At 71.6% G+C, this 26,423-nt stretch carries 22 protein-coding genes and 1 pseudogene; 11 read left to right on the top strand and 12 right to left on the bottom strand.

Annotation, left to right across the window (positions count from 1 at the left end; all coding sequences use genetic code 11):
• Positions 1 to 5 precede the first annotated feature (5 nt).
• Genes HD596_RS54650 through HD596_RS54630 form a run of 5 tightly spaced genes read right to left on the bottom strand, consistent with a single transcriptional unit; the run spans position 6 to position 4,891 of the window.
• Entirely contained in the window at positions 6 to 806 is an 801-nt protein-coding gene (locus tag HD596_RS54650; protein ID WP_185077288.1) for an ABC transporter ATP-binding protein, read from the bottom strand.
• Positions 803 to 1,594, bottom strand: coding sequence for an ATP-binding cassette domain-containing protein (locus HD596_RS54645; protein ID WP_185077287.1), 792 nt, complete (start codon positions 1,592 to 1,594; stop codon positions 803 to 805). Before HD596_RS54645 ends, HD596_RS54650 begins: the two co-directional genes overlap by 4 nt.
• Positions 1,591 to 2,406, bottom strand: a complete 816-nt coding sequence (locus tag HD596_RS54640) for an ABC transporter permease (RefSeq protein ID WP_185077286.1) — start codon at positions 2,404 to 2,406, stop codon at positions 1,591 to 1,593. The genes HD596_RS54645 and HD596_RS54640 overlap by 4 nt, the downstream gene beginning before the upstream one ends.
• Positions 2,403 to 3,368, bottom strand: coding sequence for an ABC transporter permease (locus HD596_RS54635; protein WP_185077285.1), 966 nt, complete (start codon positions 3,366 to 3,368; stop codon positions 2,403 to 2,405). Before HD596_RS54635 ends, HD596_RS54640 begins: the two co-directional genes overlap by 4 nt.
• Positions 3,368 to 4,891, bottom strand: a complete 1,524-nt coding sequence (locus tag HD596_RS54630; protein WP_185077284.1) for an ABC transporter substrate-binding protein — start codon at positions 4,889 to 4,891, stop codon at positions 3,368 to 3,370. Before HD596_RS54630 ends, HD596_RS54635 begins: the two co-directional genes overlap by 1 nt.
• A 118-nt stretch (positions 4,892 to 5,009) precedes the next feature.
• Between HD596_RS54630 and HD596_RS54625 the strand changes: the two genes are divergently transcribed.
• The 4 genes from HD596_RS54625 to HD596_RS54610 all read left to right on the top strand — a co-directional run bounded on the left by HD596_RS54625 (position 5,010) and on the right by HD596_RS54610 (position 9,325).
• Entirely contained in the window at positions 5,010 to 5,345 is a 336-nt protein-coding gene (locus HD596_RS54625) for a hypothetical protein (protein WP_185077283.1), read from the top strand.
• Between the two features lie 39 nt (positions 5,346 to 5,384).
• On the top strand, positions 5,385 to 7,592 hold the full coding sequence (secD, locus tag HD596_RS54620; RefSeq protein WP_185077282.1) for a protein translocase subunit SecD: 2,208 nt from the start codon (positions 5,385 to 5,387) through the stop codon (positions 7,590 to 7,592).
• Positions 7,593 to 7,644: 52 nt separating this feature from the next.
• Entirely contained in the window at positions 7,645 to 7,971 is a 327-nt protein-coding gene (locus tag HD596_RS54615; protein ID WP_185077281.1) for a hypothetical protein, read from the top strand.
• A gap of 106 nt (positions 7,972 to 8,077) precedes the next feature.
• Positions 8,078 to 9,325 carry a MalY/PatB family protein gene (locus HD596_RS54610; protein WP_313047111.1) on the top strand — a complete coding sequence of 416 codons (1,248 nt, stop codon included), beginning with the start codon at positions 8,078 to 8,080 and terminating at the stop codon, positions 9,323 to 9,325.
• Positions 9,326 to 9,333: 8 nt separating this feature from the next.
• On the opposite strand, the gene HD596_RS54605 is transcribed toward HD596_RS54610, so the two are convergent.
• From HD596_RS54605 to HD596_RS54590, 4 genes are all read right to left on the bottom strand, one after another.
• Entirely contained in the window at positions 9,334 to 11,427 is a 2,094-nt protein-coding gene (locus HD596_RS54605; RefSeq protein ID WP_185077280.1) for a SpoIIE family protein phosphatase, read from the bottom strand.
• Between the two features lie 216 nt (positions 11,428 to 11,643).
• Positions 11,644 to 12,258 (bottom strand): TetR/AcrR family transcriptional regulator, encoded by a 615-nt coding sequence (locus tag HD596_RS54600; RefSeq protein WP_185077279.1) that lies wholly within the window; start codon positions 12,256 to 12,258, stop codon positions 11,644 to 11,646.
• A 165-nt stretch (positions 12,259 to 12,423) separates the two neighbouring features.
• A complete protein-coding gene (locus tag HD596_RS54595) occupies positions 12,424 to 13,827 on the bottom strand; it encodes an L-fucose/L-arabinose isomerase family protein (RefSeq protein ID WP_313047107.1) in 1,404 nt (467 codons plus the stop codon).
• Between the two features lie 88 nt (positions 13,828 to 13,915).
• Positions 13,916 to 14,713: an alpha/beta hydrolase family protein gene (locus tag HD596_RS54590; RefSeq protein WP_185077278.1), complete on the bottom strand. Its 798-nt coding sequence runs from the start codon at positions 14,711 to 14,713 to the stop codon at positions 13,916 to 13,918.
• A gap of 83 nt (positions 14,714 to 14,796) precedes the next feature.
• Between HD596_RS54590 and HD596_RS54585 the strand changes: the two genes are divergently transcribed.
• Entirely contained in the window at positions 14,797 to 15,384 is a 588-nt protein-coding gene (locus HD596_RS54585; protein ID WP_185077277.1) for a TetR/AcrR family transcriptional regulator, read from the top strand.
• A 27-nt stretch (positions 15,385 to 15,411) separates the two neighbouring features.
• On the opposite strand, the gene HD596_RS54580 is transcribed toward HD596_RS54585, so the two are convergent.
• Both HD596_RS54580 and HD596_RS54575 read right to left on the bottom strand, forming a co-directional pair.
• Positions 15,412 to 16,758 (bottom strand): glycoside hydrolase family protein, encoded by a 1,347-nt coding sequence (locus HD596_RS54580; RefSeq protein ID WP_185077276.1) that lies wholly within the window; start codon positions 16,756 to 16,758, stop codon positions 15,412 to 15,414.
• A 117-nt stretch (positions 16,759 to 16,875) separates the two neighbouring features.
• The gene (locus HD596_RS54575) at positions 16,876 to 17,748 is read right to left on the bottom strand and encodes an NAD(P)H-binding protein (RefSeq protein WP_185077275.1); all 873 of its coding nucleotides are present in this window, start codon (positions 17,746 to 17,748) and stop codon (positions 16,876 to 16,878) included.
• A 275-nt stretch (positions 17,749 to 18,023) separates the two neighbouring features.
• Here HD596_RS54575 and HD596_RS54570 point away from each other — a divergent pair, with 275 nt between their 5' ends.
• The 5 genes and pseudogenes from HD596_RS54570 to HD596_RS54550 all read left to right on the top strand — a co-directional run bounded on the left by HD596_RS54570 (position 18,024) and on the right by HD596_RS54550 (position 23,779).
• Positions 18,024 to 19,028 carry a sporulation protein gene (locus tag HD596_RS54570; protein ID WP_185077274.1) on the top strand — a complete coding sequence of 335 codons (1,005 nt, stop codon included), beginning with the start codon at positions 18,024 to 18,026 and terminating at the stop codon, positions 19,026 to 19,028.
• A 188-nt stretch (positions 19,029 to 19,216) separates the two neighbouring features.
• Positions 19,217 to 20,191 (top strand): ArsR/SmtB family transcription factor, encoded by a 975-nt coding sequence (locus HD596_RS65380; protein ID WP_185077273.1) that lies wholly within the window; start codon positions 19,217 to 19,219, stop codon positions 20,189 to 20,191.
• A 130-nt stretch (positions 20,192 to 20,321) separates the two neighbouring features.
• Positions 20,322 to 22,469 (top strand): alpha/beta hydrolase-fold protein, encoded by a 2,148-nt coding sequence (locus HD596_RS54560; RefSeq protein ID WP_185077272.1) that lies wholly within the window; start codon positions 20,322 to 20,324, stop codon positions 22,467 to 22,469.
• Between the two features lie 325 nt (positions 22,470 to 22,794).
• Positions 22,795 to 23,034, top strand: a pseudogene (locus HD596_RS66075) (transposase); the annotation flags it as partial.
• A gap of 226 nt (positions 23,035 to 23,260) precedes the next feature.
• On the top strand, positions 23,261 to 23,779 hold the full coding sequence (locus HD596_RS54550; protein WP_246555478.1) for a hypothetical protein: 519 nt from the start codon (positions 23,261 to 23,263) through the stop codon (positions 23,777 to 23,779).
• A 120-nt stretch (positions 23,780 to 23,899) separates the two neighbouring features.
• On the opposite strand, the gene HD596_RS64435 is transcribed toward HD596_RS54550, so the two are convergent.
• Complete coding sequence (locus tag HD596_RS64435) at positions 23,900 to 24,781, bottom strand: nuclear transport factor 2 family protein (RefSeq protein ID WP_185077269.1); 882 nt, start codon at positions 24,779 to 24,781, stop codon at positions 23,900 to 23,902.
• Between the two features lie 366 nt (positions 24,782 to 25,147).
• Here HD596_RS64435 and HD596_RS54540 point away from each other — a divergent pair, with 366 nt between their 5' ends.
• A complete protein-coding gene (locus tag HD596_RS54540) occupies positions 25,148 to 26,374 on the top strand; it encodes a midas domain-containing protein (protein ID WP_185079480.1) in 1,227 nt (408 codons plus the stop codon).
• Positions 26,375 to 26,423: the final 49 nt, after the last annotated feature.

The raw sequence follows: 26,423 nt of genomic DNA, 5'->3' as shown, positions 1-26,423 counted from the left end.
GTCCGTCAGGGGGCCGGGCGGTGCAGCCGGGCGGCGCGGCTGAGGCGTGGCACGCTCTCGATGAGCCGCCGCGTGTACGGGTGCTCGGGCGAGCCGAGCACGCTCGCCGTCGGCCCCTGCTCCACGACGCGGCCGCGTTCGATGACGGCCGTCTCCCGGCAGAGCGCGGCGACCACGCTCAGATCGTGCGAGACCACCACCACGGTCAGCCCCCGGCTCTCGCCCAGCTCGGCCAGCAGCTCGACCACCCGCACCCTGGTCGACACGTCGAGCGCGCTGACCGGCTCGTCGGCGAGCAGGACGCGCGGCCCGCACACCACGGCCCTGGCGATCGCCAGGCGCTGCCGCTGGCCGCCGGAGAACTCGTGCGGGTATCGGCGCGCCGCGTCCGCGGGCAGCCCGACCGACTCCAGCGCCTCGGCCACCCGCTCGGCCGCCTCCCGCCGCCGGGCCGCCCGGGACCCGGGGGCGAGCAGGCCCATGGCGCGCAGCGGCTCGGAGACGATCCTGTCCACCCGCTGGCGCGGGTCCAGCGACGAGTACGGATCCTGGAACACCGGCTGGACGGCGCGCCTGAACGACCGGTCCCGCGGTGACAGCTCGGCGCCCTCGAAGCGGACCTGCCCGGAGGTCGGCCTGGCCAGCCCGAGCAGCAGCCGCAGCAGGGTCGTCTTGCCCGCTCCGGACTCGCCGACCAGCGCCAGGTTGCGCCCCGCCGTCACGGCGACCGACACGCCTTCGAGCACGGGCGTCCCGCCCCGGTACGCGAACCCCACGTCGTGGGCCGCCAGCACGGGAACGCTCATGGGGCCAGCCGGTCCAGCTCGGCCTCCAGCGCCCAGGCGCTGTCCACCAGCGAGCGCGTGTACGCGTGGCGCGGCTCGCGCACGATGTCACGTGTCCTTCCCGACTCCACCATGGAGCCGTCCTTGAGCACCACGACCCGGTCGGCCACGTCCGCGACGACGGCCAGGTCGTGCCCGATGAGCAGCAGGGCCATGCCCCGCCCCGCCACCAGCCGGTCCAGCAGCGCCAGCACCTCCGCCTGCACGGTCACGTCCAGCGCCGTGGTCGGCTCGTCGGCGATCAGCAGGTCCGGCTCGCAGGCCAGCGCCATCGCGATGGCCACCCGCTGCCGCTGGCCGCCGGAGATCTCGTGCGGGTAGGCCGAGGCGACCCGCTCCGGCAGCCGTACCTCCGACAGCGCCGCCATGACGGCGGCGCGCAGGGGACGGCCGCGCAGGCCGCGCCGCCGCCGGATTGGCCCGGCCACCTGCCGGCCCACCCGCATCAGCGGGTCGAGCGCGGCCAGCGGCTCCTGGAAGACGACGCTCGCGGCGCGCCCGCGCACGCTGTCCAGCCGCCGGGACGGGGCCCCGACGACCTGCGTCCCGCCCAGCAGCACGCTGCCGTGCGCGGTCATGCCCGCGGGCAGCAGGCCCATGACGGCCAGCGCGGTCAGCGACTTGCCCGAGCCCGACTCGCCGACCAGGCCCAGCCGCTCGCCGGGCGCGAGCGTGAACGACAGGGCGCGCAGCAGCTCGTGCCCGTCCGCCCGCCGTACCGACAGGTCCTCGACTTCCAGCGGCGTCATCGGGCCCTCCTGTCGCGCAGGCCGTCGGCGAGCAGGTTCACGCCGACCACGAGGACGACGAGCAGCACGCCGGGCGCGACGGCCCCGGTCGGCGCGGTCAGCACGGTGGCCTGGGCCTCCTGCAGGAGGCGGCCCCACGAGGCGTTCGGCGGGGGCGGGCCCAGCCCCAGGTACGACAGCGACGCCTCGGCCAGCACGGCCAGGCCGAGCTGGAGTGCCAGGTTGACGAGCAGGGTCGGCCAGATGTTCGGCAGCACGTGCTCGACGATCACCCGTGGCCACGAGGCGCCGGACGTACGGGAGGCCGTGATGTAGTCCTGCGCGAGCACCCGCTTGACCAGCACCCTCGTCAGCCGCGCCACGACGGCGGACATGGCCAGGCCGATCGCCAGCACGGCCGACCCGAGCGACGCCTCGCGCACCGCCGCCCCCACCATGGCCAGCAGCAGCGTCGGGAAGGCGATGAGGATGTCGAGCCCGGCCGACAGCACGTCGTCCAGCCATCGGCTCGCGAACCCGGCGACCAGCCCGGCGGCCACGCCCAGCACGCCGCCCAGCAGCACGGACCCGGCTCCCACGGTCAGCGCGATGCGGGCGCCCACCATGAGCTGGGTGAGCAGGTCACGGCCCAGCTTGTCGGTGCCCAGCAGGTGCGCTGCGCCCGGCGGCGACAGGCGCCCGCCGGAGGTGTCCGACGGATCGTACGGCAGCCAGAGCAGCGACACGACGGCGACCGCGAGGATCGCCCCCACCAGCACGCATCCGATCACGAGCGAGCGCCGCCCGCGCACCGGGCTGGTGACGCCGCTCATGGCCGCCCCCCGCTCACGTGCGCGCGCAGGCGCGGATCGACCAGCCGCTGCACGACGTCGGCGGCGAACCCGATCACCAGCACCGCGAACGTGCTGACCGCCAGCACGCCCTGGATGACCGGATAGTCGTGCTCCGCGATGCCCTCGACCAGCAGCGTCCCGAGCCCGGGCAGCGCGAACACGCTCTCCACCACCACCGCCCCCAGGAACGTCGTGGCCAGCTCGATGCCGAGGATCGCGATGACCGGCACGGACGCGTTGCGCAGCCCGTGCCGCCACATCGCGCCCCCGAACGACGAGCCCAGGGCCCGCGCGGTCCGCAGGTAGTCGCTGCCCAGCACGTCCACCGTGGCCGCGCGGACGTACCGGATGAGCGAGGCCGACATGACGACCGCGATCGTCACGACGGGCAGCGCCAGCGACGTCAGCGCCCGCGCCGGATCGGCCCAGTCGTCACGCGGGAACCCGCCCGCCGGCAGCACCCGCAGCCGCAGCGCGAAGACCGTCACCAGCAGCATCCCGATCCAGAACACCGGCACCGCGATGCCCAACTGGGCCAGCCCGTTCAGCAGCGGCCCGTACCAGCGCTCGGCCCGCCACGCCGCCAGGAACCCCACCGGCAGCGCCACCACCACCGCCAGCGCGAACGCCAGCAGCGTCAACGGGACCGTGACCACCAGCCGCTCGGCGATCTCCGCGCCGACCGGCAGCCTGCTGACCAGCGACGTCCCCAGATCCAGCCGGGCCAGCCCGCCCAGCCACGCCCCGAACTGCTCCGGCAGCGGCAGGTCCGAGCCGATCTGCCGGCGCGCCGCCGCGATCTGCTCGGGCGTGGCGCCGACCGGCAGCAGCGCGTTCGCGGGGTCGCCGGGCAGCAGCCGCAGCAGCACGAACAGCGCCGAGGCAGCCAGCAGCAGCGACCCGAGCAGGAACGCCGTGCGGCGCAGCAGGTAACGAGCCATCAGCCCTTCTTGATCCCGTAAGCGTAGAACTGCGAGTTCAGGCCGTTGACCGGGTAGCCGGACAGCTTCGAGGAGGCCACGACGATCTGCGGGTAGAGGTAGATCCAGTCGCTCGCGGCGTCCTCGGCGATCTGCCGGTTGGCCTTCTTCAGCAGCTCGGTCTGCTCCTGCTCGGTGCGGGCCTGCTCGGCCTCCTCGATCCACCGGGTGACCTGCTTGTTGTCGTAGCCCCAGTAGAAGTCCGGGTCGCCGTACCAGACCACGTCGCGGTCGTTGACGTGCTCCTGCAGCGTGGCGGCGAAGTCGCGGTCCTTGTACACCTTCGAGTACCACTGGTCGGCGGTGATGACGTTGACGTCGACCGTGATGCCCACCTTGGCCAGCTCGCTCTTGATGAACGTGGCGGCCGTCGGGTGCGGGTCGTAGTTGGGCGTGTCGAGGGTGAAGCGGAAGCCCTTGGGGTAGCCGGCCTCGGCGAGCTGCCGCTTGGCCAGCTCGACGTCGTACGGGTTCACCTTGGTCAGGTCCTCGTACCACGGGTCGGTGGGCGGCACCATCGAGCCGATCACGCTGCCGTGACCGGCCCAGACGGACTCCAGCAGCTTGGCGTCGTCGATCGCCGAGGAGACGGCCTTGCGCACGAGCGGCTTGTCGAACGGGGCCTTGCGGTCGTTGAAGGCGAGCAGCAGCTTGGTCGTGGAGTGGCCCTCGCTGACCTTGTAGTCCGGGTTGCCGGCGAACTGCGCCAGGGCGTCGGGGCTCTGCTCGCTGGTGACGACGTCCACGGCATTCGTCAGCAGCGCGTTGTTGAGCGCGGCGGCGTCGGTGAAGTAGTGGAAGACCACGCCGTTGTTGGCGGGCCGGGCGCCCCAGTAGCCGGGGAAGCGCTCCAGGCTGAGCGTGGAGCCGCGCTTCCAGGCCCCCAGCTTGTACGGCCCCGTGCCGTCCTCGCCCGTGGCCAGGTCTTGGGCGGCGGAGTTCACGATCCACACGTACGAGAGGTTGTACACGAGGGAGATCGACCGGCTCGACAGCTTGACCACGACGGTGGCGTCGTCGGGGGCCTCGACCGACTTGACCGCCTTGAGGCTGCTCTTGCGGGCCGACTGGGAGCCGTCGGCGATGACCCTTTCGATGCTGGCCTTCACGTCGGCCGAGGTCAGCGCCTTGCCCGAGTGGAACGTCACGCCCTTGCGCAGCTTGAACGTGTAGGTGAGGCCGTCGGGGGAGACCTCGTGGCTCTCGGCCAGCAGCGGCTCGACCTTGCCGTCGTCGGTGAGCCTGAACAGGCCCTCGTAGACGTTGCCGTTGAACGCCTCGGTCACGCCCTGGCCGCCGCCCGCCGTGTTGTCGAGGTTCTGCGGCTCGTACAGGGATCCGATCTCGATCACGGCTCCGGCGTCGGGCGTGGCCGGTGCGCCGCTCGCGCCCGCGCCGCCGGTCTCGTTCCCCGGGCCGGAGCCGCACGCGGCGAGGGCGAGGGCGAGTGCGGCCACGACGCCGGCGAACTTGCTGGTCACCATAACTCCTGAGTAATACGCACTAAATGTGTAGGTTTAGGCGACTATATCGTGTTGGTCCGCCGTGCCACGGCCGGCCTCCTTCCTGGGCTAAGTTGAGGCTCGAGGAGAAGGAGGCGACATGCGCACCAGGCTGCCTGCCGCGCTGCTCCTTCTCCTGTCGTGGTTCCTGCCGGCCTCCGCCCAGGCCCAGGTCGCCCCGCACGCCGTGGCGGTGCACGCGAGGGTCCAGGAGCACCCCGGGCTCCAGCGGGAGCCGTACCGGGAGGCCGTGGGCCAGGCCCGGCACGGCCTGCTCGGCACCGCCGGGCCCGCGGGGCCGGCCGTGCTGCCGTCGGTCCTGCCGCGGCCGCGGCGGGGCTGGGCGGCCGTGGTCGCCAGCCCGGTCGCCGGCGTCCCCGCCGACCGCCGACCGGCGGCGGCCCCGGCTCGGGGGCCTCCCTCCACAGAGTGCTGAAGATCCCCTTTCCGCACATCTGAGCCTGTGGAGGCTTTCATGCTCCGTGCGCCTGTTTGGCGTGCGGTGACGGCCCTTGCCGTCATCGTGATTTCCCTGATCCTGGCCCTGGTCAGCGCCCCACGCCTGGGCCTGGATCTACGCGGTGGCACCCAGCTCGTCTTCGAGACGAGGGACTCGGCCACCGTCAAGGCCGACTCGGCCGCCACCGACCGCGCCCTCGACGTGCTCCGCCAGCGGGCGGACGCGCTCGGCGTGGTCGATCCCACCCTGGTCCGCTCCGGCGAGCGGCGGATCATCGTCGAGCTGCCCGGCGTGCTCGACCCGCGGCAGGCGGCCGAGGTCATCGGCCGTACCGCGCAGCTCGCCTTCCACCCCGTCCTGGGTGACGAGGGCGACGTGCGTGACGAGAACGGCGGGCGGCTGCGGCTCGGGCCCGCCGCCATCACCGGCGACGGGATCGCCGACGCCGTCGAGCAGAGCGACCCCCAGCGCGGCCCCGGCTGGTGGGTGAGCATCGACTTCCGCGACGCCGGCGCCTGGCAGCGGATGAGCGGCGCGGCGGCGTGCGCGCCGGTGGGCGATCCCAAGCGCCGGATCGCGATCGTGCTCGACGACGAGGTCATCTCCTCGCCGCCGCTCGACCCGTCGGTCCCCTGCCGTACCGGCATCCCGGGCGGGAGCGCGGACATCACGGGCTCGTTCACCCACGGCGAGGCCCGCGACCTGGCCGTGCTGATCAAGGGCGGCGCGCTGCCCGTGCCGCTCACCATGGTCGAGCAGCGTACGGTCGGCCCGACGCTCGGCGCGGCGGCCATCGACGCGAGCGCCAAGGCGGCGATCGCCGGGCTGATCCTGACGGCCGCCTTCATCGTCGCGGTCTACCGGATGTCCGGGCTGCTCTCGACGCTCGCGCTCGCCTGCTACGGCCTGATCTCCTACGCGGCGCTGGTGGCGATGGGGGCGACGTTCACGCTTCCCGGGCTGGCCGGGTTCGTGCTGGCGATCGGCATGGCCATCGACGCCAACGTGCTGGTCTTCGAGCGGGCCAGGGAGGAGTACGGCCAGGGGCGCCGCGGCCTGAAGGCGGCCCTGGATCGGGGCTTCAGGAACGCCTGGAGCGCCATCGCCGACTCCAACGTCACCACCCTCATCGCCGCCGGCCTGCTGTTCTGGCTGGCCTCGGGGCCGGTCAAGGGGTTCGGCGTGACGCTGGCCGTCGGCGTGCTGGCCTCGCTGGTCTCGGCCATGCTCATCACCCGCGTGCTCGCCCACGCCGTCATCGGCCGGGTCGGGCCGCGCCTGTCGGGCCTGGGCTCGCCGGGGGCCGTACGGACCTGGCTGACGCGCCGGAACCCGCAGCTCATGAAGGCCAGGAGGCTGTGGCTGGCGGTCGCGGGCACGCTGGTGGCGGTGGCCGTCGGCGGGCTGCTCGCCCGCGGGCTGAACTTCGGCGTGGAGTTCACCGGCGGGCGGCTCGTGGAGTTCGCCACCGCGAAGCCCCTGTCGGCCGACGTGGCGGGGCAGGCCGTCTCGCGGGCCGGGTTCCCCTCGGCGGTCGTGCAGGCGAGCGGCGACGGCGTCACCGTACGCGCCGGGGGGCTCGGCCTGGACGACGTGGCCAGGATCGAGCAGGAGCTGGAGCGGCAGGCGGGGGAGGTGACCAAGCGCAGCGAGGAGTTCGTCGGCCCGAGCCTGGGCCAGGAGCTGCGCCGCAACGCCCTCGTCGCGCTCGGCGTGGCCGTGTCCATGCAGCTGGCCTACCTGGCGGTCAGGTTCAGGTGGACGTTCGGCGCGGCGGCGGTGCTGGCGCTGCTGGTGGACGTGACCGTGGTGGCGGGCATGTTCGCGTGGCTCGGCAAGCCGGTCGACGGGATCTTCCTGGCCGCGATGCTGACCATCGTCGGCTACTCGGTCAACGACAAGGTCGTGGTCTTCGACCGGGTACGCGAGCTGTGGTCGTCGCGCCTCCCGTTCGTCACGGCGGTGAACTCGGCCATCCTGCAGACCATGCCGCGCACGGTCAACACCGGACTCGGCGCGCTGTTCATCCTGCTCGCGCTCATGGCCTTCGGCGGGGACTCCCTGCGGGACTTCGCGCTGGCGCTGGTGACCGGGATCGTGACGGGCACGCTGTCGTCCGCCTTCGTGGCCGGGCCGCTGGCCGTCTGGCTGGCCCGCTACGACCGCACGCCGCCTCCGGGGCCGCCCGTCAAGCGCCGGAAGGTCTCGGGGGCCGTGGTTTAAGTCCTTACTTGAGGACTTGAAAGTCCCCGTGTGGGGATATAACGTGATCCGCATGTATGCGATAGTCAGGCACTACAGCGCGGACGCGAGCGCGATCACCGAGATGGTGAAGTACGTGGACCGGGAGTTCGCCGACCGCGTCCCCGAGCAGGTGGGGTCGGTCCTCTACACCGCCGTCGACACCGGCGGGGGGACCGTGATGACGATCACGATGTTCGGGGACGCGGAGGCGGCCTCCCGCGCCGAGAGCGCGGTGACCGGGGTCCAGGAGAGCCTCGGGGCCCGGTTCGGGGTGCGGGAGACCGCCGTGGAGCGCGGGGAGGTGATGGTCAGCCGGGCCACGCCGTCCGTCGTCGGACGGGTCAGGTTCGAACCGTAGAGGCCGCCGCCACGACGGGATCGGGCCGCCTTCGACACGAGCCCCTGGCCGGGGCCGCCGGCACTCGCCTAACCTTGCGTGACCAGCGAGCGGAAGAGGGTCACGCGTGCATGACCATCACGGCGACAGGGCGGGTTCCGAGGTCCCGGAGAGCCGGCGGGCCGATCCTCTCGTGCGGCTGCCGCTCGAACGGCTACGCGAGCGCACGAGCATGAAGTGGCGGGCGCACCCCGATGACGTGCTCCCGCTCTGGGTGGCGGAGATGGACGTGCCGCTGGCCCGTCCCGTCGCCGAGGCGCTGCACGGAGCGATCGACCTCGGCGACACCGGATACCCGTACGGGACCGCCTACGCCGAGGCGCTCGCCGGGTTCGCCCGCGAGCGGTGGCGGTGGGACGGCCTGCGCGTCGAGCACACGGCCGTCGTGCCCGACGTCATGATGGGCATCGTCGAGGTCCTGCGCCTGATCACCGGCCCCGGGGACGCGGTCGTCGTGTGCTCGCCGGTCTATCCGCCCTTCTACGCGTTCGTCACGCACGACGCGAGGAAGATCGTCGAGGCGCGGCTCGGCCCGGATCTGCGGGTCGATCTCGGCACCCTGGAAGAGGCGTTCGTACGCGCGCGGAGCCGAGGCCGTCGCGCGGCGTTCCTCATGAGCAACCCGCACAACCCGACCGGCGTCGTCCACACCCGCGACGAGCTGCAGGCGATCGCCCGGCTCGCCCGGAAGCACGGCGTCCGGGTGATCTCCGACGAGATCCACGCCCCGCTCGTGCTGCCCGGAGCCACCTTCGTCCCGTTCCTCGACGTCGAAGGTTCCGAGAACGGCTTCGCGCTGACCTCCGCCTCCAAAGCCTGGAACCTCGCCGGGCTCAAGGCCGGCCTGGTCATCGCGGGCGCCGAAGCCGCCGGCGACCTGCGGCGCATGCCCGAGGAGGTCAGCCACGGCCCCAGCCACCTGGGCGTCATCGCGCACACGGCGGCCTTCCGCGAGGGCGGAACCTGGCTCGACGAGCTGGTGGGCGGCCTCGACGCGAATCGCGCCCTGCTGGGCCGGCTGATCGCGGAACACCTCCCCGAGGCGCGCTACCGGCCGCCCGAGGGCACCTACCTCGCCTGGCTCGACTGCACCTGGCTCGGCCTGCACGATGACGAGCGGAGCGACGAGCTCGGCGTCGTCAGCGACGTCGCCGGACCGGCGAAGCTGTTCCTCGACCGCGCCCGCGTCGCCGTGAGCTCGGGGCACGTGTTCGGCTCCGGCGGGGCCAGCTGCGTGCGGCTCAACTTCGCCACCTCACCGGCCATCCTGCGCGAGGCGCTGTCCCGGATGGGGCGCGCGGTGCGCGAGCCCTGACCGGCGCTTCACGTCCTGCACAGGAGCACCGCGATGTCGTCCATGCGCTGCTCGGCCGTGGCCTGCTTGATGAGCGACTCGGCCAGGTCGTGCAGGGGCTGGCCGGACGAGGGCATGAAGCGCTCGGCCAGGTCGTCGATGGCCTCGCCGATGCTGCGGCCCGGCTCCTCGATGAGGCCGTCGGTGTAGAGGGCCAGCACGGAGCCGGGCGGCATCGGCACCTCCGTGGTGGCGTACTCGGAGTCGGGGTCCACACCGAGCAGCAGCCCGGGGGAGGAGTCGATGGCCTCGGTACGCCACCCGGGCCGGCCGAACAGCGGCGGCAGGTGCCCCGCGCTGGCCAGGCAGGCGATGCGCTTGCGCAGGTCGATGTGGACGTACAGGCAACTGGTGAACCGGTCGGGGGACAGCTCGCTGAGCAGCCGGTTGGTACGCGCGAGCACCTCGCCCGGGCTGGCCCCGGAGGTGGCGTGGGCGTGGATGGCGGTGCGCACCTGGCCCATGAGGGCGGCCGCGGTCACGTCGTGGCCCTGCACGTCGCCGATGACCGCCGCGGCCATGGTGTCGCTCAGGCGGATGAGGTCGTAGAAGTCGCCGCCGATGTCCATGCCCGGGGTGGCGGGCAGGTAGTGGGCGGCCAGTTCGAGGCCCGAGATCTCGGGCAGCCTGCGCGGCAGCAGGCTCTTCTGCAGGCACTGGGCGAGCTGGTGCTTGACGTCGTACAGCCGGGCCCGCTCGTACGCCTGCGCGATCAGCCCCGCGAGCGCCGTCAGCGTGGCCCGCTCGCTCGAACTGAACTGGTGCGGCCGGTTGTAGGCGAGGACGCACGTGCCGATCGGATGACCCGAGATGACCAGCGGCAGGAAGGCCCAGGCGGACATGTCGTCCGAGCGGACCGCGCCCGGGTAGGTCTTGCGCAGCTCGTCCCACGTGGAGAAGAACGTCGGCTGGCAGGCGTCGAAGGAGTGGTCGGCAGGGTCCGGCGGGATCACGGGACGGCCGTCGAACTCCTGGATGGCCTGCGGGCTGTAGCCGCGCGAGGCGTCCACGCGCAGCCGGCCGCCCTTCGAGGTCAGGATGGCCAGGGCCTGGACGTTGTAGACGGGCATGACGTGGTCGGCCACCAGGTCGACCACCTCCTGCGCGGTCACCGCCCGCGAGAGCTTGGTCGCCAGGTGCAGGATCTCGTGCAGCGCGACGTTCGGGACCGACCGCTCGGCGCCGGTCGCCAGGTGGCCCGGGCCGCGGGCGCCGACGGCCGGCGTGATGCGCACGGTGATCCCGGACAGGCCGGGGAAGAACCGGAACGACAGCTGGCGCCCGGCGGGGTTGCGTACCGTGAAGTGGGTGACCTGGCGGCCGACGACCGCGGCGCGGTAGGCGTCCTCGTACGCGGGGGCGTTGATCCACGGCAGCGCCTCGCCCAGGCGTTTGCCGAGCAGCTCGGACGCGGAGCTGAGCAGCAGGTCGGCGGCCGGGGCGCTGAGGAGGGTCACGCGCCCGTTCACGTCCAGCGAGCCGTAGCCCTCGGGCAGCCGGTTGAGGCAGTCGAGCGCGATCAGGTCGGGCCGCGGGTCGGCCTTGCGCTTCGGGTCCAGCATGCGGGGCCGCGGCACCGGCCTGATCGGCTGCCCCTGCTCGGCGGCCTCCTGGAGCACCTCGGCCAGCTGGCCGCCGATGTCCTCCATCCGGTCGAGCTGGCGCTGGGTCAGCCGGCTCACCCGCCCCGCCGGCCACAACAGCACGAAGCCGCCCCAGATGGTGCCGTCGGAGATGAGGGGGTGCGCGGCGGAGGCGAAGTCGTACGGCAAGGACAGCGCCGCCGACGGGAACTCGCGCGCCAGGCCCTCCCTGTCGGGGACCCAGACCAGCCGCCGCTCGGACACCGACGTGGCGATCGGCGCCCGGTCGTTCGTCCTGACCCTGGCCCACGCCTTGGCGATCATGGGGGGAAGCCCGAGCTGGCTGTCCATCTTCAGGACGTCGCCGTCCTCGTCCAGGAGGTAGAGGCAGCCTATGTGCGCCCGTGTGCTGACGACGGCTTCGACCAGCAGCTCGTCCAGGAGTGACGAACCGGTCGCCGGGGCGCCGTTCCCTTGCACCGCCTCAGCCCGTCTCGCTCACGAGGTGCGAGCGCCCGAATTGTCTGAAACCTCGCATATGGGCAGGATATACGCATGTAGGTCGCAGATTGCTTACGGTGCGCTAGGGCGTAGATCTAGCGGAGAGGCGCCGAGGAAGATCTCGCTTGACGTGTTTGCGAAATGTTCGTCATGAAGCGGGGACGCCGTTCGGAGATTCTTGAAGGGCAGCGGTGATCACTCGGACAGCCTGAGCGCCCGGTCGAGCAGCTGGTGCATGTGCGCGCGGAAGCGCCGCAACGTGCGGGGATCGTCGGCGGAGCGGCGCTGCCCCGTCCCGTCGAGCACGCCGCTCAGCGTGAACCCGTGGATGCACCAGATCATCGTGTACGCGATGAACTGCGCGTCGGCGTCCGCGGGCTTGGCGATCGCGTCGATGCTGTCGATGGCGCGCTGGGCCAGCGGCTGGGCGTTGAGCGGCTCCAGGTCGATGTCGCTGGCGTCGGACAGCCAGCGGTGCATCCACAGCGCGGGCACCTCCGGATGGTCGGCGCACAGGTCGATGTACCCGTCGACGAACCGGTGCAGCGCCTCCGGCCGCCGCTCGGGCGGGGTGTCGCGCAGCTCGTCGGCCCTGGCCGCGATGACCTCGGCCAGCACCCGGTGCGCCTCCTCCATGACCATGAGGTAGAGCACCCGTTTGGTGGGGAAATGCGCGCTGAGGGCTGCCGTGTCCAGCCCGGCGGCCTCCGCGATCTGCTCGGTGGAGGTGCCGTCGTAGCTGAGCGCGGCGAACAGCCTGGTGGCCGTCCGCAGGATCAACTCCCGCTCGCCGCCTTCTGGAGAGCCCATGGACGCGACCCTAGATCCGCAGCGGCATGCGGCCCGTTGATCGATCGACAAGCGGAGGCAAAAGTAATCCCTCGAACGCCCTTGCCGGGCCCTCCGGCCGCCCTTGCCGGGCCCTCCGGCCGCCCTTGCCGGACCCTCCGGCGGCCCGGCAGGGGCGTCCAGGGGTCATATCTGGATGTACTCCACCTCCAGCAGGTGGGCCAGGGCCTTGAGCTCGGCGCCGCGGTGGCCGGTGCCGAGGGCCCAGTGGTGGGACATGCCGGTCGCGCTCCAGTCGTCGGTCCACTCGCCGGGGTCGCGGCCGAAGTCCACGCGGGACGTCGTGTTCCCGATCTGCAGGTGCGGCCCGTCCACGGTCTCGCCCTCCGAGGCCACCAGGGCGAAGCGGCCGTCGCGGCGCTGGATGATCCCGAACGCCGTCACCGGCCCGTGCTTGACGTCGAACTCCACGGAAACGCCCCATCCCCGCTTCCCGTGGTACACGCCGAGCCCGCGCAGCAGCGGCCTGCGGGCGCTGATGGCCAGGTGGGCGGGGCCGTCGTGCCCCATCTCGACGTGGCCCCGGTGGAAGTCCAGCGCCTGGAGCTCGGTGAACGACCCGCCCGCGCCCATCCGGTCCATGATCAGCATGGCCAGGCTGGTGCGCAGCTCGTACTCGCCGGCCGCCGGGATGCCGCGCGCGGTGAGCAGGGACGCGCCCAGGATCATCCCGGCCCCCAGCCGCTCGTGCGTCTCCCCGTCCAGGCCGCGGTGATAGTACGCCAGGCTGTCCAGCGAGAAGTCCTCCACCAGCCGGTCCAGGCCGACGGAGACGCGGCAGGCCCACTCGAGGTCGGTGTCGTTGACGCTGTCGGCCAGCTCGAAGATCTTCTCGGTCTCGGCGCGCTTGGCGGCGACCTCGGAGTCGGTGACCTTCTCCACGCGTACCCGCAGGTCGTCGAACTCCAGCACCTCGACGTGCCCGCCGAAGTTGGCCGAGACGAGCGTGAGGTCGGTGGAGACGTCCAGCATGCCGGGATAGAGGTGCCCCATCAGGCCGTGGCGGCCGTGGCGCAGGGCCGCGCGGGCCCCGGCGGCCCGCACCCAGCTGGTGATGCGGGCCCAGGCGCGCTCGTCCTCCAGGTAGCCCGACACCGACCGGAACGGGATGCCGCACCGCTGGAAGGCGTTGGCCATCTCGGGCAGCGGGCAGGCGCCGCAGTAGGCGAGCCACTGGCCGGTGTCGAACGTGGCGTGGTCCATCGACTCGGTCGGCTGCAGGTTGATCAGCAGCACGGGCGCGCCGCTGCGCTGCGCGATGGGCACGAGCATGGTGGCCGTCATGTACGTGGTGAGGAACCCGACGATGAGGTCGCAGTCCGCGGCCCGCAGTTTCTCGGCCGCGACCGCGCCCTCCTGGGCGTCGGAGATGAACCCGACGTCCACGATCTCGGCGTCCAGCTCCCGCATCCGTTCGGAGACCCGGTCGGCCGATCGCTGGAGCTGGGGGAGCAGGTCGGGGAACTGCGGCCAATATGCGCCCAGCCCGCCGGCGACCAGTCCGACCCGGGTCTTCGTCTTGCTTGCCACGGTGATGCCCTCCTGAGGGGTGAGGGAGGATGGCGGGAGAAGTTTCGGACAAAAGTATAGATCTTTTCCGAAACCTCACCATAGGGCATCAGGGGCGGAGCGTGCGGTCCAGGAAGTCCATGACCGTGCGGGCCAGGGTCAGCCGGTGGTCGGACAGGGCGTGGTCGGTGGGGAAGAGGTGGTGCTCCAGCCGTGGCACCGGGTGCGCCTCGTAGGCCCGGACCAGCGGATCGTGGTGCGTGTGCGCGGGCGTGACGGGGTCGCGTCCCGTGCCGACGAGCAGCACGGGCCGGTCGGCCAGGCGCGGCGCGAGCGCGGCCAGGCTCCACTCCTGCCCCGCCGCCTCCATCTCGGCCACCAGCGCCGCGGCGCTGGTGCCCTGGAGCGGCAGCAGCTCGCCCTCCCAGTCCCGCAGGAATCCCTCCCGCGCCGCCGGGTCCGCGAGGCAGGCCGCCGCGCCCGCGCTCAGGTCGAACGCCGACACCGAGGCGACCGCGCGGACCGCCGGATCGGCGGCGGCCGTCATCAACGCCGCGAACCCGCCCAGGCTGTGCCCCACCACGCCCAGCCGCTCGGGATCCAGCCGGGCGTCCAGGCGTACCGACTCCACCACGCGGGCCGCGTCCTCCAGCACGTGGCGCCACGACCAGGAGCCGCCGACGCCCCACGAGCCCCGGTAGTGGAAGACGAGCGCCGCGTAGCCGGCCCGGCGCAGCGCCTGGGCCAGGTCGAAGTTGCGCTCGTTGCCCGGGAACCCGTGCAGCAGCACCACGATCGGATGGGGTCCGGGCCCGGCCGGGAGGTGGAGCACGCCGAGCAGCCGGTGGCCGCCGCTCTCGAACGTGACGGCGGGCGTGCTGGCGGGAGGGTCGTACACGTCGGTCACCCGGGGTCTCCGTAGATCATCGAACCGGTCGTTTCGACGGGAAACTTAGCAGAGACTTGGAACCGGCCGGTACCATCTGACGCATGCCCGTACCCAAAGGCGCGTCCCTCGACCCCGTCCAGACCCGGGCGACCATCCTGCGCGCCGCCACCGGCCTGCTGTACGAGCGCGGCCTCGACGGCATCGGCGTGGCCGAGCTGTGCGCGACCGTCGGCGCGTCCAAGGAGACCCTCTACCGGCACTTCGGCTCCAAGGACGGGCTGGTCCAGGCCGTGCTCGAGGCCCGCAGCGACCACGTCGTACGCTGGCTGCGCGAGGCCGCGCAGGCGGCCGGCGACGACCCGGCCGCCCAGCTCGCCGCGGTCTTCGACGCGCTGGCCGGCTGGTACGCCGAGCCGGCCTTCCGCGGCTGCGCGATCGTCAACGCCTCCGCCCAGTGGCACGAGGGGGTCCCGCGCGCCGTCGCCGCCCGGCACCTCGACCGCCATCTCGACCTGCTGACCGGCATCGCCCGCCGGGCCGGCGCCCGGCAGCCGGAGGTCCTGGGCCGGCAGCTGCTCATGCTGGTGGAGGGCGCCACCGTGCTGGCCGACCACCACGGCGAGCGCGACGCCGCCGCCACGGCCAAGCAGGCCGCCCTCGCCCTGCTGCGCGGGCAGGGCGGTTCCTGAAAGCCGTCACCCCAGGGTCGCGACCCCTCAGCGGCCGGTCCACTTGATCTCGTACGCCTTGAGCGCGTACTCCTTGCCGTCCACGGTCGTGGTCACGCCGGAGTCGGCGGTGTTGACCAGCAGCAGCTGCTCCGGCTGCGCCAGCACCCTGACCTTGGAGTCCGACGAGGTGACCTGGTCCAGCTCGGCCCCGGCGGGGAACCACTTGACGAAGTTCGCCAGCAGCCGGCCGGTGTCCGTCTCGGCGCCGCTGCGCGGGTCCCACAGGCACGGCCGGCAGTCGCGGTCCTTGGTCTGCGGGTTCCAGTACAGGGCCGTGGCGGCGCCGCTCCGCGCGAACTCGATCATCGAGGCGGCCTGCACCGCCAGCCGCTTGTTCTCGGGCCAGGTGGTGCCGTCCTCGGGCACGAAATACCACTCCGACCACCAGACCGGCAGGTCGCCGACCTTGTCCCGCAGCCACTTGGTGACCGCGCCGAACTTCGCCAGCGCCCCGAACTCGTCGGGCAGCAGCTCGTGCGCGTCGGTGGGCGAGGCGCCGTCCACCACGACGAAGTCGGCGCCCTTCTTGTTCTCGAACCAGTAGGTGAAGGCGTCCAGGACGTTCTGGTTGACGACCCCCCAGTCGCCGCGCAGCTCCGAGTCGCCGCCCTTGTTGCTGTCGAAGCCGAGGTACGGGCCGCCGACCTTGGCGTCGGGCCGGGCCTGCTTGACCGCGTCGTACACCTTGTTGTACAGCTCGGTGTAGCCCTTGTAGTCGGCGGGCTTGGAGTGGTCGCGCCAGAAACCCTTGAACTCGTTCCAGACCATGAAGTACTGGACGTCCTTGTACCGCGTGGCCACGGCCGCCGCCAGCTTGGCGAAGTCGTCGAAGTGCTCGGGGTAGGGGGCGTCCTCCAGGTGCTCCGCCCAGGCCGACTCCTCCGTGGGGCCCTGCGGGCCGCCCTTCATCCAGTCGGGGGCGCAGCAGAGCGTGACGACGGGGACGCCGCCGGACTCCCTCATCAGGTTGATCCGGCTGTCGAGATCCTCCCAGAAGTACTGCCCCGGGTAGGGCTCGGGGTTGAGCGCCCCGAACCCCATGATGTGCTGGTTCTGCAGCATCGGGGTCTGTGAGAGCCGTCCGGCGACGTCGCGTTCGAACTGGGGGGTGATGTTGTTCGCGCTGACGCCCGTGTGCGTGAAGCCCCAGCGCGGCCAGCCGTCGTCCACCTTCGGCGGCGCCTCGGGCGGCGGCTGGGACGCGGCGGGAGACTGCTGCTGCTCCTGCTGGGCGCCCGTGGTCCCCTGCTCCGCGGGCCCGGCGGCGGAGCAGCCGGTCATGGCCAGCGCCATCGCGGCCGCTAAGACGCCCGCTCTGCCGAGCCTCCGCAAGATCGATCCCCCGCTAGTCGATGCCACCCGATACTCACCTGATCCTCGCCACTGGTATACCGTCTGTAGCGTTCCATGGGTGGCCAAAAAGGGGCACATCGGGAGCGGGGTTCACAGCTAATCGTTATCCAGGAAAAGACGCGCGTGGTCCTGCGCCCACTCGGCGTACGTCCGCGCGGGGCGGCCGAGGATCTTCGTCACCTCCTCCGTGACAGGGTGGGGCCGGGAGCCGCCCCTGGCGTACCTGTCCATGAGGGCCCGTACGAACGGCTGAGGCAGGCCGTTCCCGACCATGGCCCGCTCGGCCGCCTCCGGCGGGACCTCCTGGAAGCGCAGCGGCCGGCCGATCGCCTCGCCGATGACCCGCACCATCTCCTCGTGGGTCAGTGACCGCGGTCCGGTCAGCTCGACCCGGCGCCCGGCCAGGTCGCCGGTGAGCAGCGCGCGGGCGGCCACCTCGACCAGGTCCCGGTCGTCGAGCGGCGCCTCCTGGAACGACGCGTACACGTACCGGACGGTGTCGCCGGCGCGGATCTGGGCGCCCCAGGCGTTGACCGCGTTGGACGCGAACGATCCGGCCCGCAGGCTGGTCCAGCTCAGCCCGCTGCCGGCGGCGGCGGTCTCGGCCTCCTTGTTCCGGTCGCCGCGGTAGCGGGAGGGCTGCTGGTCGAGCGGGTCGTCGATGTTCATCGCCGACAGGGCGGCCACGCGCGTCGCGCCGCGCTCCCTGGCCAGGGCGAGCAGCTCGCCGGCCGCGTCGCCGATGGCGCGCGGGTGCAGGAAGACGGCGGTGACGCCGTCCAGGTGCCGGGCCAGCGTGGCCGGCCTGGCCGGGTCGCCCTCGACGACCTCCGCCCCGGCGGGCAGGCGCGCGCCGTGCGGGGCGCGGCTGACGGCGCGGACCTTGGCGCCTTCGGCGAGGAGCAGCTCGACGAGGGGGCGCCCGATGGCGCCGGTCGCGCCGGTCACCAGGATCGTGTTCTGTGTCATGCCTCCTGAGAGGTGGCCGGCGACCGGAGTGTGACATCGGCCAGGTGAGTGATGTCCGCCCTCGGCGGGCCGGGTGCGGCGACCCGCTGCTCGTCTCCATGCTCGGCTCCCTGCGCGACCAGACGGCGCTGATCTCGGCGGCTGGATGGGCGGCTTCGGTGTAAAGCGGGGCAAAGCGTCCGGGGAAACCGGGCTCCGGAACTCGGGGGACGGCGTTGATCGTTGTGGCCAGCGGCAGACAACCCAACCCGATCTTCAACAGGGAGAACAGAGCCGTGGTCTTCAAACGGATGCTCGGAGCGTTCGGCGTCGGCGCGCCCTCGGTGGACACCGTGCTGTCCACCCCGCGGACCCAGCCGGGCGGCACGCTGCGAGGGGAGGTACGGCTCAAGGGCGGCGACTTCGACGCCGAGATCGAGCACGTCACCCTCGGCCTGGTGGCAAGGGTCGAGATCGAGCACGGCGACAGTGAGCACGGCGGGCTCGGCGAGTTCGCCAGCTCGCGGGTCTCCGGGCCGTTCACGCTGCGCAAGGGGGAGGACCGCGTCATCGGGTTCGAGCTGCCGGTGCCGTGGGAGGCGCCGATCAGCGAGATCGGCGGGCAGCCGCTGACAGGGATGGCGGTCGGCGTGCGTACGGAACTGGCCATCGCCAAGGCCGTCGACAAGGGCGACCTCGACATGATCGCGATCGAGCCGCTGCCGTCGCAGCTGCGCATCCTGGAGGCGTTCCTGGGGCTCGGGTTCGGGTTCAGGTCTGCCGACCTGGAGGCCGGTCACCTGTACGGGGTGCACCAGCAGCTGCCGTTCTACCAGGAGATCGAGTTCTACCCGACCGGCCACTACGCCGGCCAGGTGGGCGAGGTCGAGGTGACGTTCGTGGCTGACCCGGCGGGGCTCGAGGTGGTGCTGGAGGCGGACAAGCGTACCGGCCGCTTCTCGTCGAGCGACGCCATCGGCCGCTTCCACGTCAGCCACGACGACGCGCTGCGTACCGACTGGACGGGGGAGCTGGGCCGCTGGCTGGACGGCCTGTCCCACTACGGGCCGGCCCACCACGGCGGGCACTACGACCCGCACCACGGCGGCCACTACGACCCGCATCACCACGGCGGGCATCACGGCGGGCACCACGGCGGGCACTACGACGAGCACCGCGGCGGTCCGGGCTGGGGCACGGTGGCCGCCGCCGGCGCCGCGGGCGTCGTGGGTGGCCTCGTCGCGGGCGAGATCGTCGAGGAGATCTTCGAGGGGGACGAGGAGGAGGGCGGCGACTGGTGACCCGTTAGCGGCTCCTGCGGCGACCGGCGCTCCCGGTTGCCGCAGGCCGCGGTGGGTGCTTGAGGCGAAGCGCTCCGTGATCGTAACCGTGCAACCAGGCTTTAAGTGGGACGAAAGCACCGGCACTAGGTTGAAGATCGTTACCCGATCGAGTTCGATCTGAAGGAGCCGTCGTAATCAGCACCACTGTGTGGAGCGAACTGCGCATCACCTCCGCGCCGCAGCTGTCCATCTCGATCTCCCCCCACCTGACCGCGCTCGCCATGATCGCCGACGCCCTCGCGGGCCGCCGCCGCGGCCTTCCGGAGCTCTGGCGCAAGGCGATCAGCTCGCGGGTCAGCCCGCAGGGGCACCAGGCGGTACGCCCACTCGCCGCCCCCGGCTACTCGGTGGTCCCCGACAGCATCGTGCCGCGTACCCCCATCGGCGGGGACATCTCCGTGCAGGCCCAGATCGGCGCCCTGCGCGACCTCCCGCCCGACAACCTGATCAAGGATCTGGAGCAGGCGTTCGGCCAGGGGGCGCTGCCCGCGCACTGGCGCTCGGCGGCCGAGCGGCCCGCCGGCTGGCTGCACGGTTACGCCGCCGCCCTCGGCGCCGTCTGGAACACCACCGAGCCGGTATGGAGACGGGCCCGCGCCCTGCTGGACAGGGAGGTCCGGCGGGTCGGCGTCGCCACCGTCCGCGGTGGCCCCGAGCTGCTGCTCGGCGCCCTCAACAGCCGCATCATGTACGGCGAGCGCGGGCTGCTCATCGCCGACGTGGAGTCGAGCACGTTCGAGCTGGGCGACCGCAGGATCGTCCTGGTGCCGATGCTGGCGGGCAAGGACGCGGTCATCGTCAGCCTGGACCACGACGAGGCCGTCTGGATCGCGTACCCGGTGCCCGGAGCGGAGACGCTGTGGCAACGGCCCGTCGCGCCGGCGCTCGACGACTTGTCGGCGCTGGTCGGGCCGGTGCGCGCGGCCCTGCTCACCGCGATCGGGCAGCCCATGACCATGAGCATGCTGGCGGCCGGCATGCAGGTCGCGCCCAGCAGCATCACGTACCACTGCGACCGGTTGAGCGCCGCCCAGCTGATCACCAGGGAGCGGCGCGGGCGCGAGGTGTGGATCGCCCGCACGCAGCGCGCGGAGGAGCTGCTGGAGGTGTTCCGCCGCTGAGCCGGGGGCGCGCCGGGTCACCCGCCCGGCGCGCCCCCGCCGGTAGGCGGTTGACACGGCCACACCTTCCCCACGAAACTCTCCCGAAACACCGCAAGGTGCGTACTGTAAACGTTTACGGGAGCGGTCGATGCGCAAACCCCGCTGGCTCGCCGTGCTCGCCGTCCTGGCGTCACTGACCTTCCTGGCCGCTCCGGGCGAGACGGAGGTACGGACGGGCGGCACGCTGGCCACCGGCTCCGCCCCGTCGCAGGCCCTGGGCGAGAACATCGCCTTCAACGTCTACCTGCCCGCCGGCTACGACCGCGGCACCGACCGCCACCCCGTGCTCTATCTGCTCCACGGGCGGGGCGACACCATGCAGGCGTGGACCCGGGTCAAGACCCTGCTTGACGACATGATCCGGACCAAGCGCATCCCGCCCGTCATCGCCGTCATGCCGGACGCCCCCTGGAGTGAGCGCGGCGGCTGGTACGCCGACTCCCGCTACACCGGCGCCGACCTGCCGGGCAGGCCCATCGAGACGGCCCTGACCAGGGACCTGGTGGCGTACGTGGACGCGACGTACCGTACGGCGCCCATCAGGGAGGCCCGCCTGGTCGGCGGGTACTCGATGGGCGGCGCGGGCGCGCTGCGGTTCGCGCTCGCGCACCAGGACCTGTTCAGCGCCGCCGCCGTGCTCAGCCCGGCCGTCTACACGCCGCTGCCGCCGTCCGACTCCTCCGCCCGCGACTACGGGGCGTTCGGCAAGGACGGCGAGAAGTTCTCCGACGAGGTCTACCGGGAGCTCAACTACCCCGCCCTGCTGCCGAAGCTGGACCCCGATCTGCCGGTGCGGCTGTTCGTGGCGGTCGGCGACGACGAGTACGCCAACCCGGACCCCGCCGACGCCCGCCACGACCTGGACTTCGAGTCCGCCGCCCTCTACAACGCCGCCCGGCGCTCGTCCGCGCTCTCCGCGCAGCTGCGCGTCCTGGACGGCGGCCACGACTGGACGGTGTGGGAGCCCGCCTTCGAGCAGGCCATGGCCGAGCTCGGCCCGGGCCTCAGCGTCACGCCGCCGACCGGCCTGCCCGCCCCGCTGTACGGAACGGCCGGCCCCGACTGGGCCGGGGGAGTGGCGGCCCACGCGGACGGCTCCCTGACCATCGGGTACGCGGCCGGCGGCAACGCGGTCCTCACCCGCGTCGGCGGCTGGACCAGGCAGCTCGGCACCGCGGCCGACGAGCGGTTGTACGGCGTGGCGGCCCTGCCGGACGGCGGCGTGCTGGCGGCCGGCTACACCAAGGGCGACCTGGACGGGCGGCACGCGGGCAACGCCACGGACGACGCGTTCGTGGTCAGCCTCGACGCGGGCGGGGCCGTCCGCTGGATCACGCAGTTCGGCGTGCCGGGCGTGGCCGACCGCCTCTACGGCCTGACCGCCGCGCCCGATGGCGGCGCGTACGTCGTGGGCTACACCAAGGGCGCGCTGGACGGCGCGAACGCCGGCGACAAGGACGCCATTCTCGCTCGCCTCAGCGCGGGGGGCGAGGTGGCCTGGATCCGTCAGTACGGCGGTGTGGGCGAGGACAAGGCTTATGGCGTCGCCGCGGACGCCTCGAACGTCTACGTCACCGGCAGCGCCAGTGCCGCTCTGCCAACCGCCCTGCCGACTGCGGGGCCGACTGCGGGGCCGACTGCGGGGCCGACCAATGGGCCGGGCTCTGGGGCGACCACTGGGGCGGGCACGGCCACGCCCGGTGGATGGCTGGCCGCGTTCACGGCGGACGGCACCAGGAAGTGGGTCGCCACGGCGGGCGGCACCGCGAGCGACCGGCTGAACGCGGTGGCCGTCACCACGACGGGCCTGGTCGTGGCCACGGGCGGCGTCGGCGGGGACGCGTACACCGCCGCCTACACCAGCCAGGGCAAGCAGCGCTGGCAGCACACCCTCACCACCCCTCTTGCCGAGGCCGGCGCCGCCGTGGTCCCGCTCGCGGGCGGCGAGGTCGAGGTCGCCGGCTACACCCGGGGCCGGGTGGGCGTACAGGCGGGCGGCGCCGACGTTCTGACGCTGCGCCTGGACAGCAAGGGCCGGCAGCGCGCCGCGGCCCAGCTCGGCACCGCCAGGGACGACGGCGTGGACGCCTTCGCCGAGCCCAACCTGTACGCGACCGCCACCCCGTCGGGCGAGGTGGCGATCACCGGCCTGACCTACGGCGCCCCCAAGGGCGGCGACGCGCCGGGCAACGGCGACGTCTTCCTCGTCAGAACGTCACCAGTGGATCCCCGATGAAGTCGGCGATGAAGTTGACGAAGAAGAAGCCGAAGAACAGGAAGTTGAGCACGAGGATGACGTAGTGCCACGGGCGCGGGCGGGCCGGGCGCGGCAGCTTGCTGTTCAGCAGGATCTGGCGTGGAACCCCGGGCGTTTACGACCCCGTTGGGGATCTCTCATTACCACCATTGTGTTCATTGAGCTATCAAATCGACACTGATGGTGAAAGGCGGCGCACGGGCGAGGAAGACGAGATCGATGCTGGAGAAGCGACGTGGGCGACAGGTGCCCGAGCTGACGACCCGGGTGGTCGCGGCGGCCTTCCCCAAAGGGCACCCTGACGGTGTGGCTGCGTGATGCGCTGGGCGAGGTGTTCTCCGGCGAACGGTTCGCCGAGGCGTTCCCAGCCGACGGGCGCCCGGCCATCTCGCCGGGCGCGCTGGCGGCGGTGTCGGTGTTGCAGTACGCCGACAACCTCTCTGACAGGCAGGCGGCCGAGGCGGTGCGAGCCCGGATGGACTGGAAATACCTCTTGGGGCTGGAGCTGACAGACCCGGGGATCGACCACAGCGTGCTCAGCGACTTCCGCGCCCGGCTGGCCGAGCACGGCCTGGAGGAGAAGATCTTCGAGGCGGTGCTGGAGGCGGCCGCCGCTCGCGGGCTGCTGCGCCCACGCGGACGGCAGCGGACGGATTCCACCAAGGTCTTGGCCGATGTGCGGCTGCTCAACCGGATGGAGTTCGTCGGCGAGGTGCTGCGCACGGCGCTGGAGGCCCTGGCCGCCGCGCACCCGTCCTGGCTGGGAGGAGGTGCTGGCTGGGCAGGAGGAGCAGTGGCTGCGCCGCTACGGGGAGCGGATCGACTCCTGGCACGGACAACTGCCCGGTGCCGATCGCGAGCAATGGCTGAGGCAGGTGGGCGAGGACGGCTTCTTCCTGCTGGAGAAGATCGAGGATGCGAAGGCGCCGGCATGGCTGCCCCTGATCTGCGCCCTGGCGGCGCTGCGCCGCTGCGGGGATGAGCAGTACCTGCGCGACGAGCGCGGCGTGCATGCCCGCGAAGGCGCAGAGTTGCCGCCAGGGGCACAGCGCACGGCCAGCCCGCACGACCTGCAGGCCCGCTACGGGGTCAAGCGCGGGCAGGGCTGGGTCGGCTACACCCTGCACGTAACCGAGACCTGCGAGGCGGACGCGCCCCGCCTGATCACGGACGTGGCCACCGGCACCGCCGCCGACGGCGATGACGGTGCCGCACTGCCGGGCATCCACCAGCGTCTTGAGCGACGCGGTAACCCATGCCGTAGCCCTTGTCGCGGTAATGGCCCATGACGTACCGGAGCGTGAACCCGTTAGACCTCGCCGCAGCCGTGGGTCCTGAGACCAGGGGGCTGGGCCTGAGACGTGAGGCCTGACCTCGGAGCGCCGGGGTCGAAGTCTGTGCGCCCGAGATCAGGCGTACTGCAGATCGGCCCGGACGATGCGTCCACCGGAGACCGTGAAGTCGTAGTACGCCCGCCACCCCCCGGATCCCGCGGGGGCCCAGTGGACCAGCAGCTTCTGCCCGTTGGACCGCCGCTCGGCTATGGAGACCACCTTCAGGGTGCCGCCGATCACCTCTGCGCGCGCCCACTCGCGAATGGCGTCGTGCCCGCGTATGGGACGAGTGACGTCGATGACCACGCCGTCCGGGCCGAAGGCGGCAACCAGGGCGTCCAGATCGCGGGCGTTCACGGCGTCGACGTAGGCCCGCACCTCCCGCGCCACACCCGCCTGCACATCAGCGGCAGCGCTCGACGACGCGGCCACGCTGGCAGAGGGGCTCGCGGCGGCGCCGGTGGCAGGGCCGGTCTCCGAGCTGGTCGTGGGACTGGCCTCCGAGCTGGTCGCGGGACTGGCCTCCGAGCTGGTGGCAGGGCCAGCCTCCGAGTTGGTGGCAGGGCCAGCCTCCGAGTTGGTGGCAGGGCCAGCCTCCGAGTTGGTCGCGGGGCTGGCCGCAGGGCAGTTAGCGAGGCCCGGCGATGCGGAGCCACTGACGGCGGGGCCTGGCGAGGCGGATCGGTCGGTGGTGAGCCGCGGCGAGGTTGATCGGTCGGAGGCGCTGCTGGGTGAGGTGGGTCGGTCGGTGGTGGGGCTGGTGGCGGGGGCGGTCGTGAGGCAGGTGCTGGGAGCAGCAGTAGTGGGGTCAGGCGCGAGGCCGGCGGTGGAGGGAGCGGCGGCGGAGGGGGCGGCGGGGGCGGTGGCGGGGGTCCCGCAGGCGATCGCCAGTAGCGCGCAGGCGGCGAGTGACGTCGCCACCACCGTCCCCCGCACGCCCAGAAGTCGCGTCGTCATGGTGGCGATGATGTGGCGCCCGAGCCCCACAAGTCCAAGACCTGCGGCCATAACCAAGAGCTATCACCCTTGGGAACGATCTTCCCAAGATCGACATCAACTCCCAACTGGCCGCATGTGTCGTCAGCTGAGGACATACCCGAGCGATCTTGGTTGAGGAGGTCGACAAAGTGACGAGAGGTTCCGGGCGTGCCGTTACGCCGCGTTACGGTGATAACTACTTAGAGTGACAAAGTCACTTCGTGATAACGGGGGGAGATCATGAAAGGTAACTTCATAGCAGCCGGAGCCGGTGGTGCGTTGATCGTCGCTGCCGCGCTTGTCGGGCTGGCCGGCCCGGCCAGTGCTGCCCAGGGCGGCCTTTGCGTGTCCGATGTCTGGAGCACGCTGAGGATCGACAAGACGGGCGTGTACGCCGGTCGCCGCGATGCGGGCGCCTGTGACAAGTACGACGGCTCGTACCGTAAGCACAAGGACGAGAAGCAGCAGGAAGACTACGGCCGGGACGAGAAGGACTACGACTCGTACGACCAGGAGAAGAAGGACTACGACTCGTACGGGAAGGAGGAATCCTACGACAAGGATGACTCCTACGAGAGCGACGAGAAGAAGGACGACTACGACCGGTACGAGAAGGACTACGGCCGGGACGAGAAGGACTACGACTCGTACGACCAGGAGAAGAAGGACTACGACTCGTACGGGAAGGAGGAATCCTACGACAAGGATGACTCCTACGAGAGCGACGAGAAGAAGGACGACTACGACCGGTACGAGAAGGACTACGACCGGGACGAGAAGGACTTCGACAAGAAGAAGCACGACGAGAAGTCCTACGACTACGACGAGTCTGACAAGTCCTACGACTCCGAGAAGTCTTACGACTCCTACGACGCCGACTGGTCCGACAAGAAGTTCGACGACAAGAAGTACGACTACGCCGACTACGACAAGAAGAACTACGACGCCGACCGGTACGAGAAGGACTACGACTCCTACGACCGGGACGAGAAGAAGTACGACGCCGACCGGTACGAGAAGGACTACGACTCCTACGACCGGGACGAGAAGAAGTACGACGCCGATCAGTACGAGAAGGACTACGACTCCTACGACCGGGACGAGAAGGACTACGACTCGTACGACCGGGACGAGAAGAAGTCCGACAAGAAGCACGACGAGAAGTCCTACGACTACGACGAGTCGGAGAAGTCATACGACTACGACGAGTCCGAGAAGGACTACGACCAGCAGGAGTACGACTCCGCCCGTTACGACAAGAAGCGCAACGACGGGTTCGAGAAGAAGAAGTACGACTACGACGACGAGAAGTACGACGCCTACGACGACGAGAAGAAGTACGACTCGGACGAGGACGAGAAGTACGACTCGGACAGCGACGAGAAGAAGTACGACTCCTACGACGACGACCGGCACGAGAAGAAGCACGGCAAGAGGCACGACGACAACGACGACGACAGCCACAAGCACCACCACCACTGGGAGTGGCCCTACAAGTGGGACACCGCCCACGGTTGGTGGCCTTGGAACGGTGACTGGGGCTACTACTGGCCTTGGGGCGCTCGCTACTGACGGACAGTCTGATTCGGGCTCCCGGGGACGCGTCGCGGCGCGCCCCGGG

Source organism: Nonomuraea jabiensis (assembly GCF_014204795.1).
GTDB classification, from domain to species: domain Bacteria; phylum Actinomycetota; class Actinomycetes; order Streptosporangiales; family Streptosporangiaceae; genus Nonomuraea; species Nonomuraea jabiensis.
Note: the sequence above shows the minus strand (reverse complement) of the source record. Positions and strands in the feature narration are given on the sequence as shown.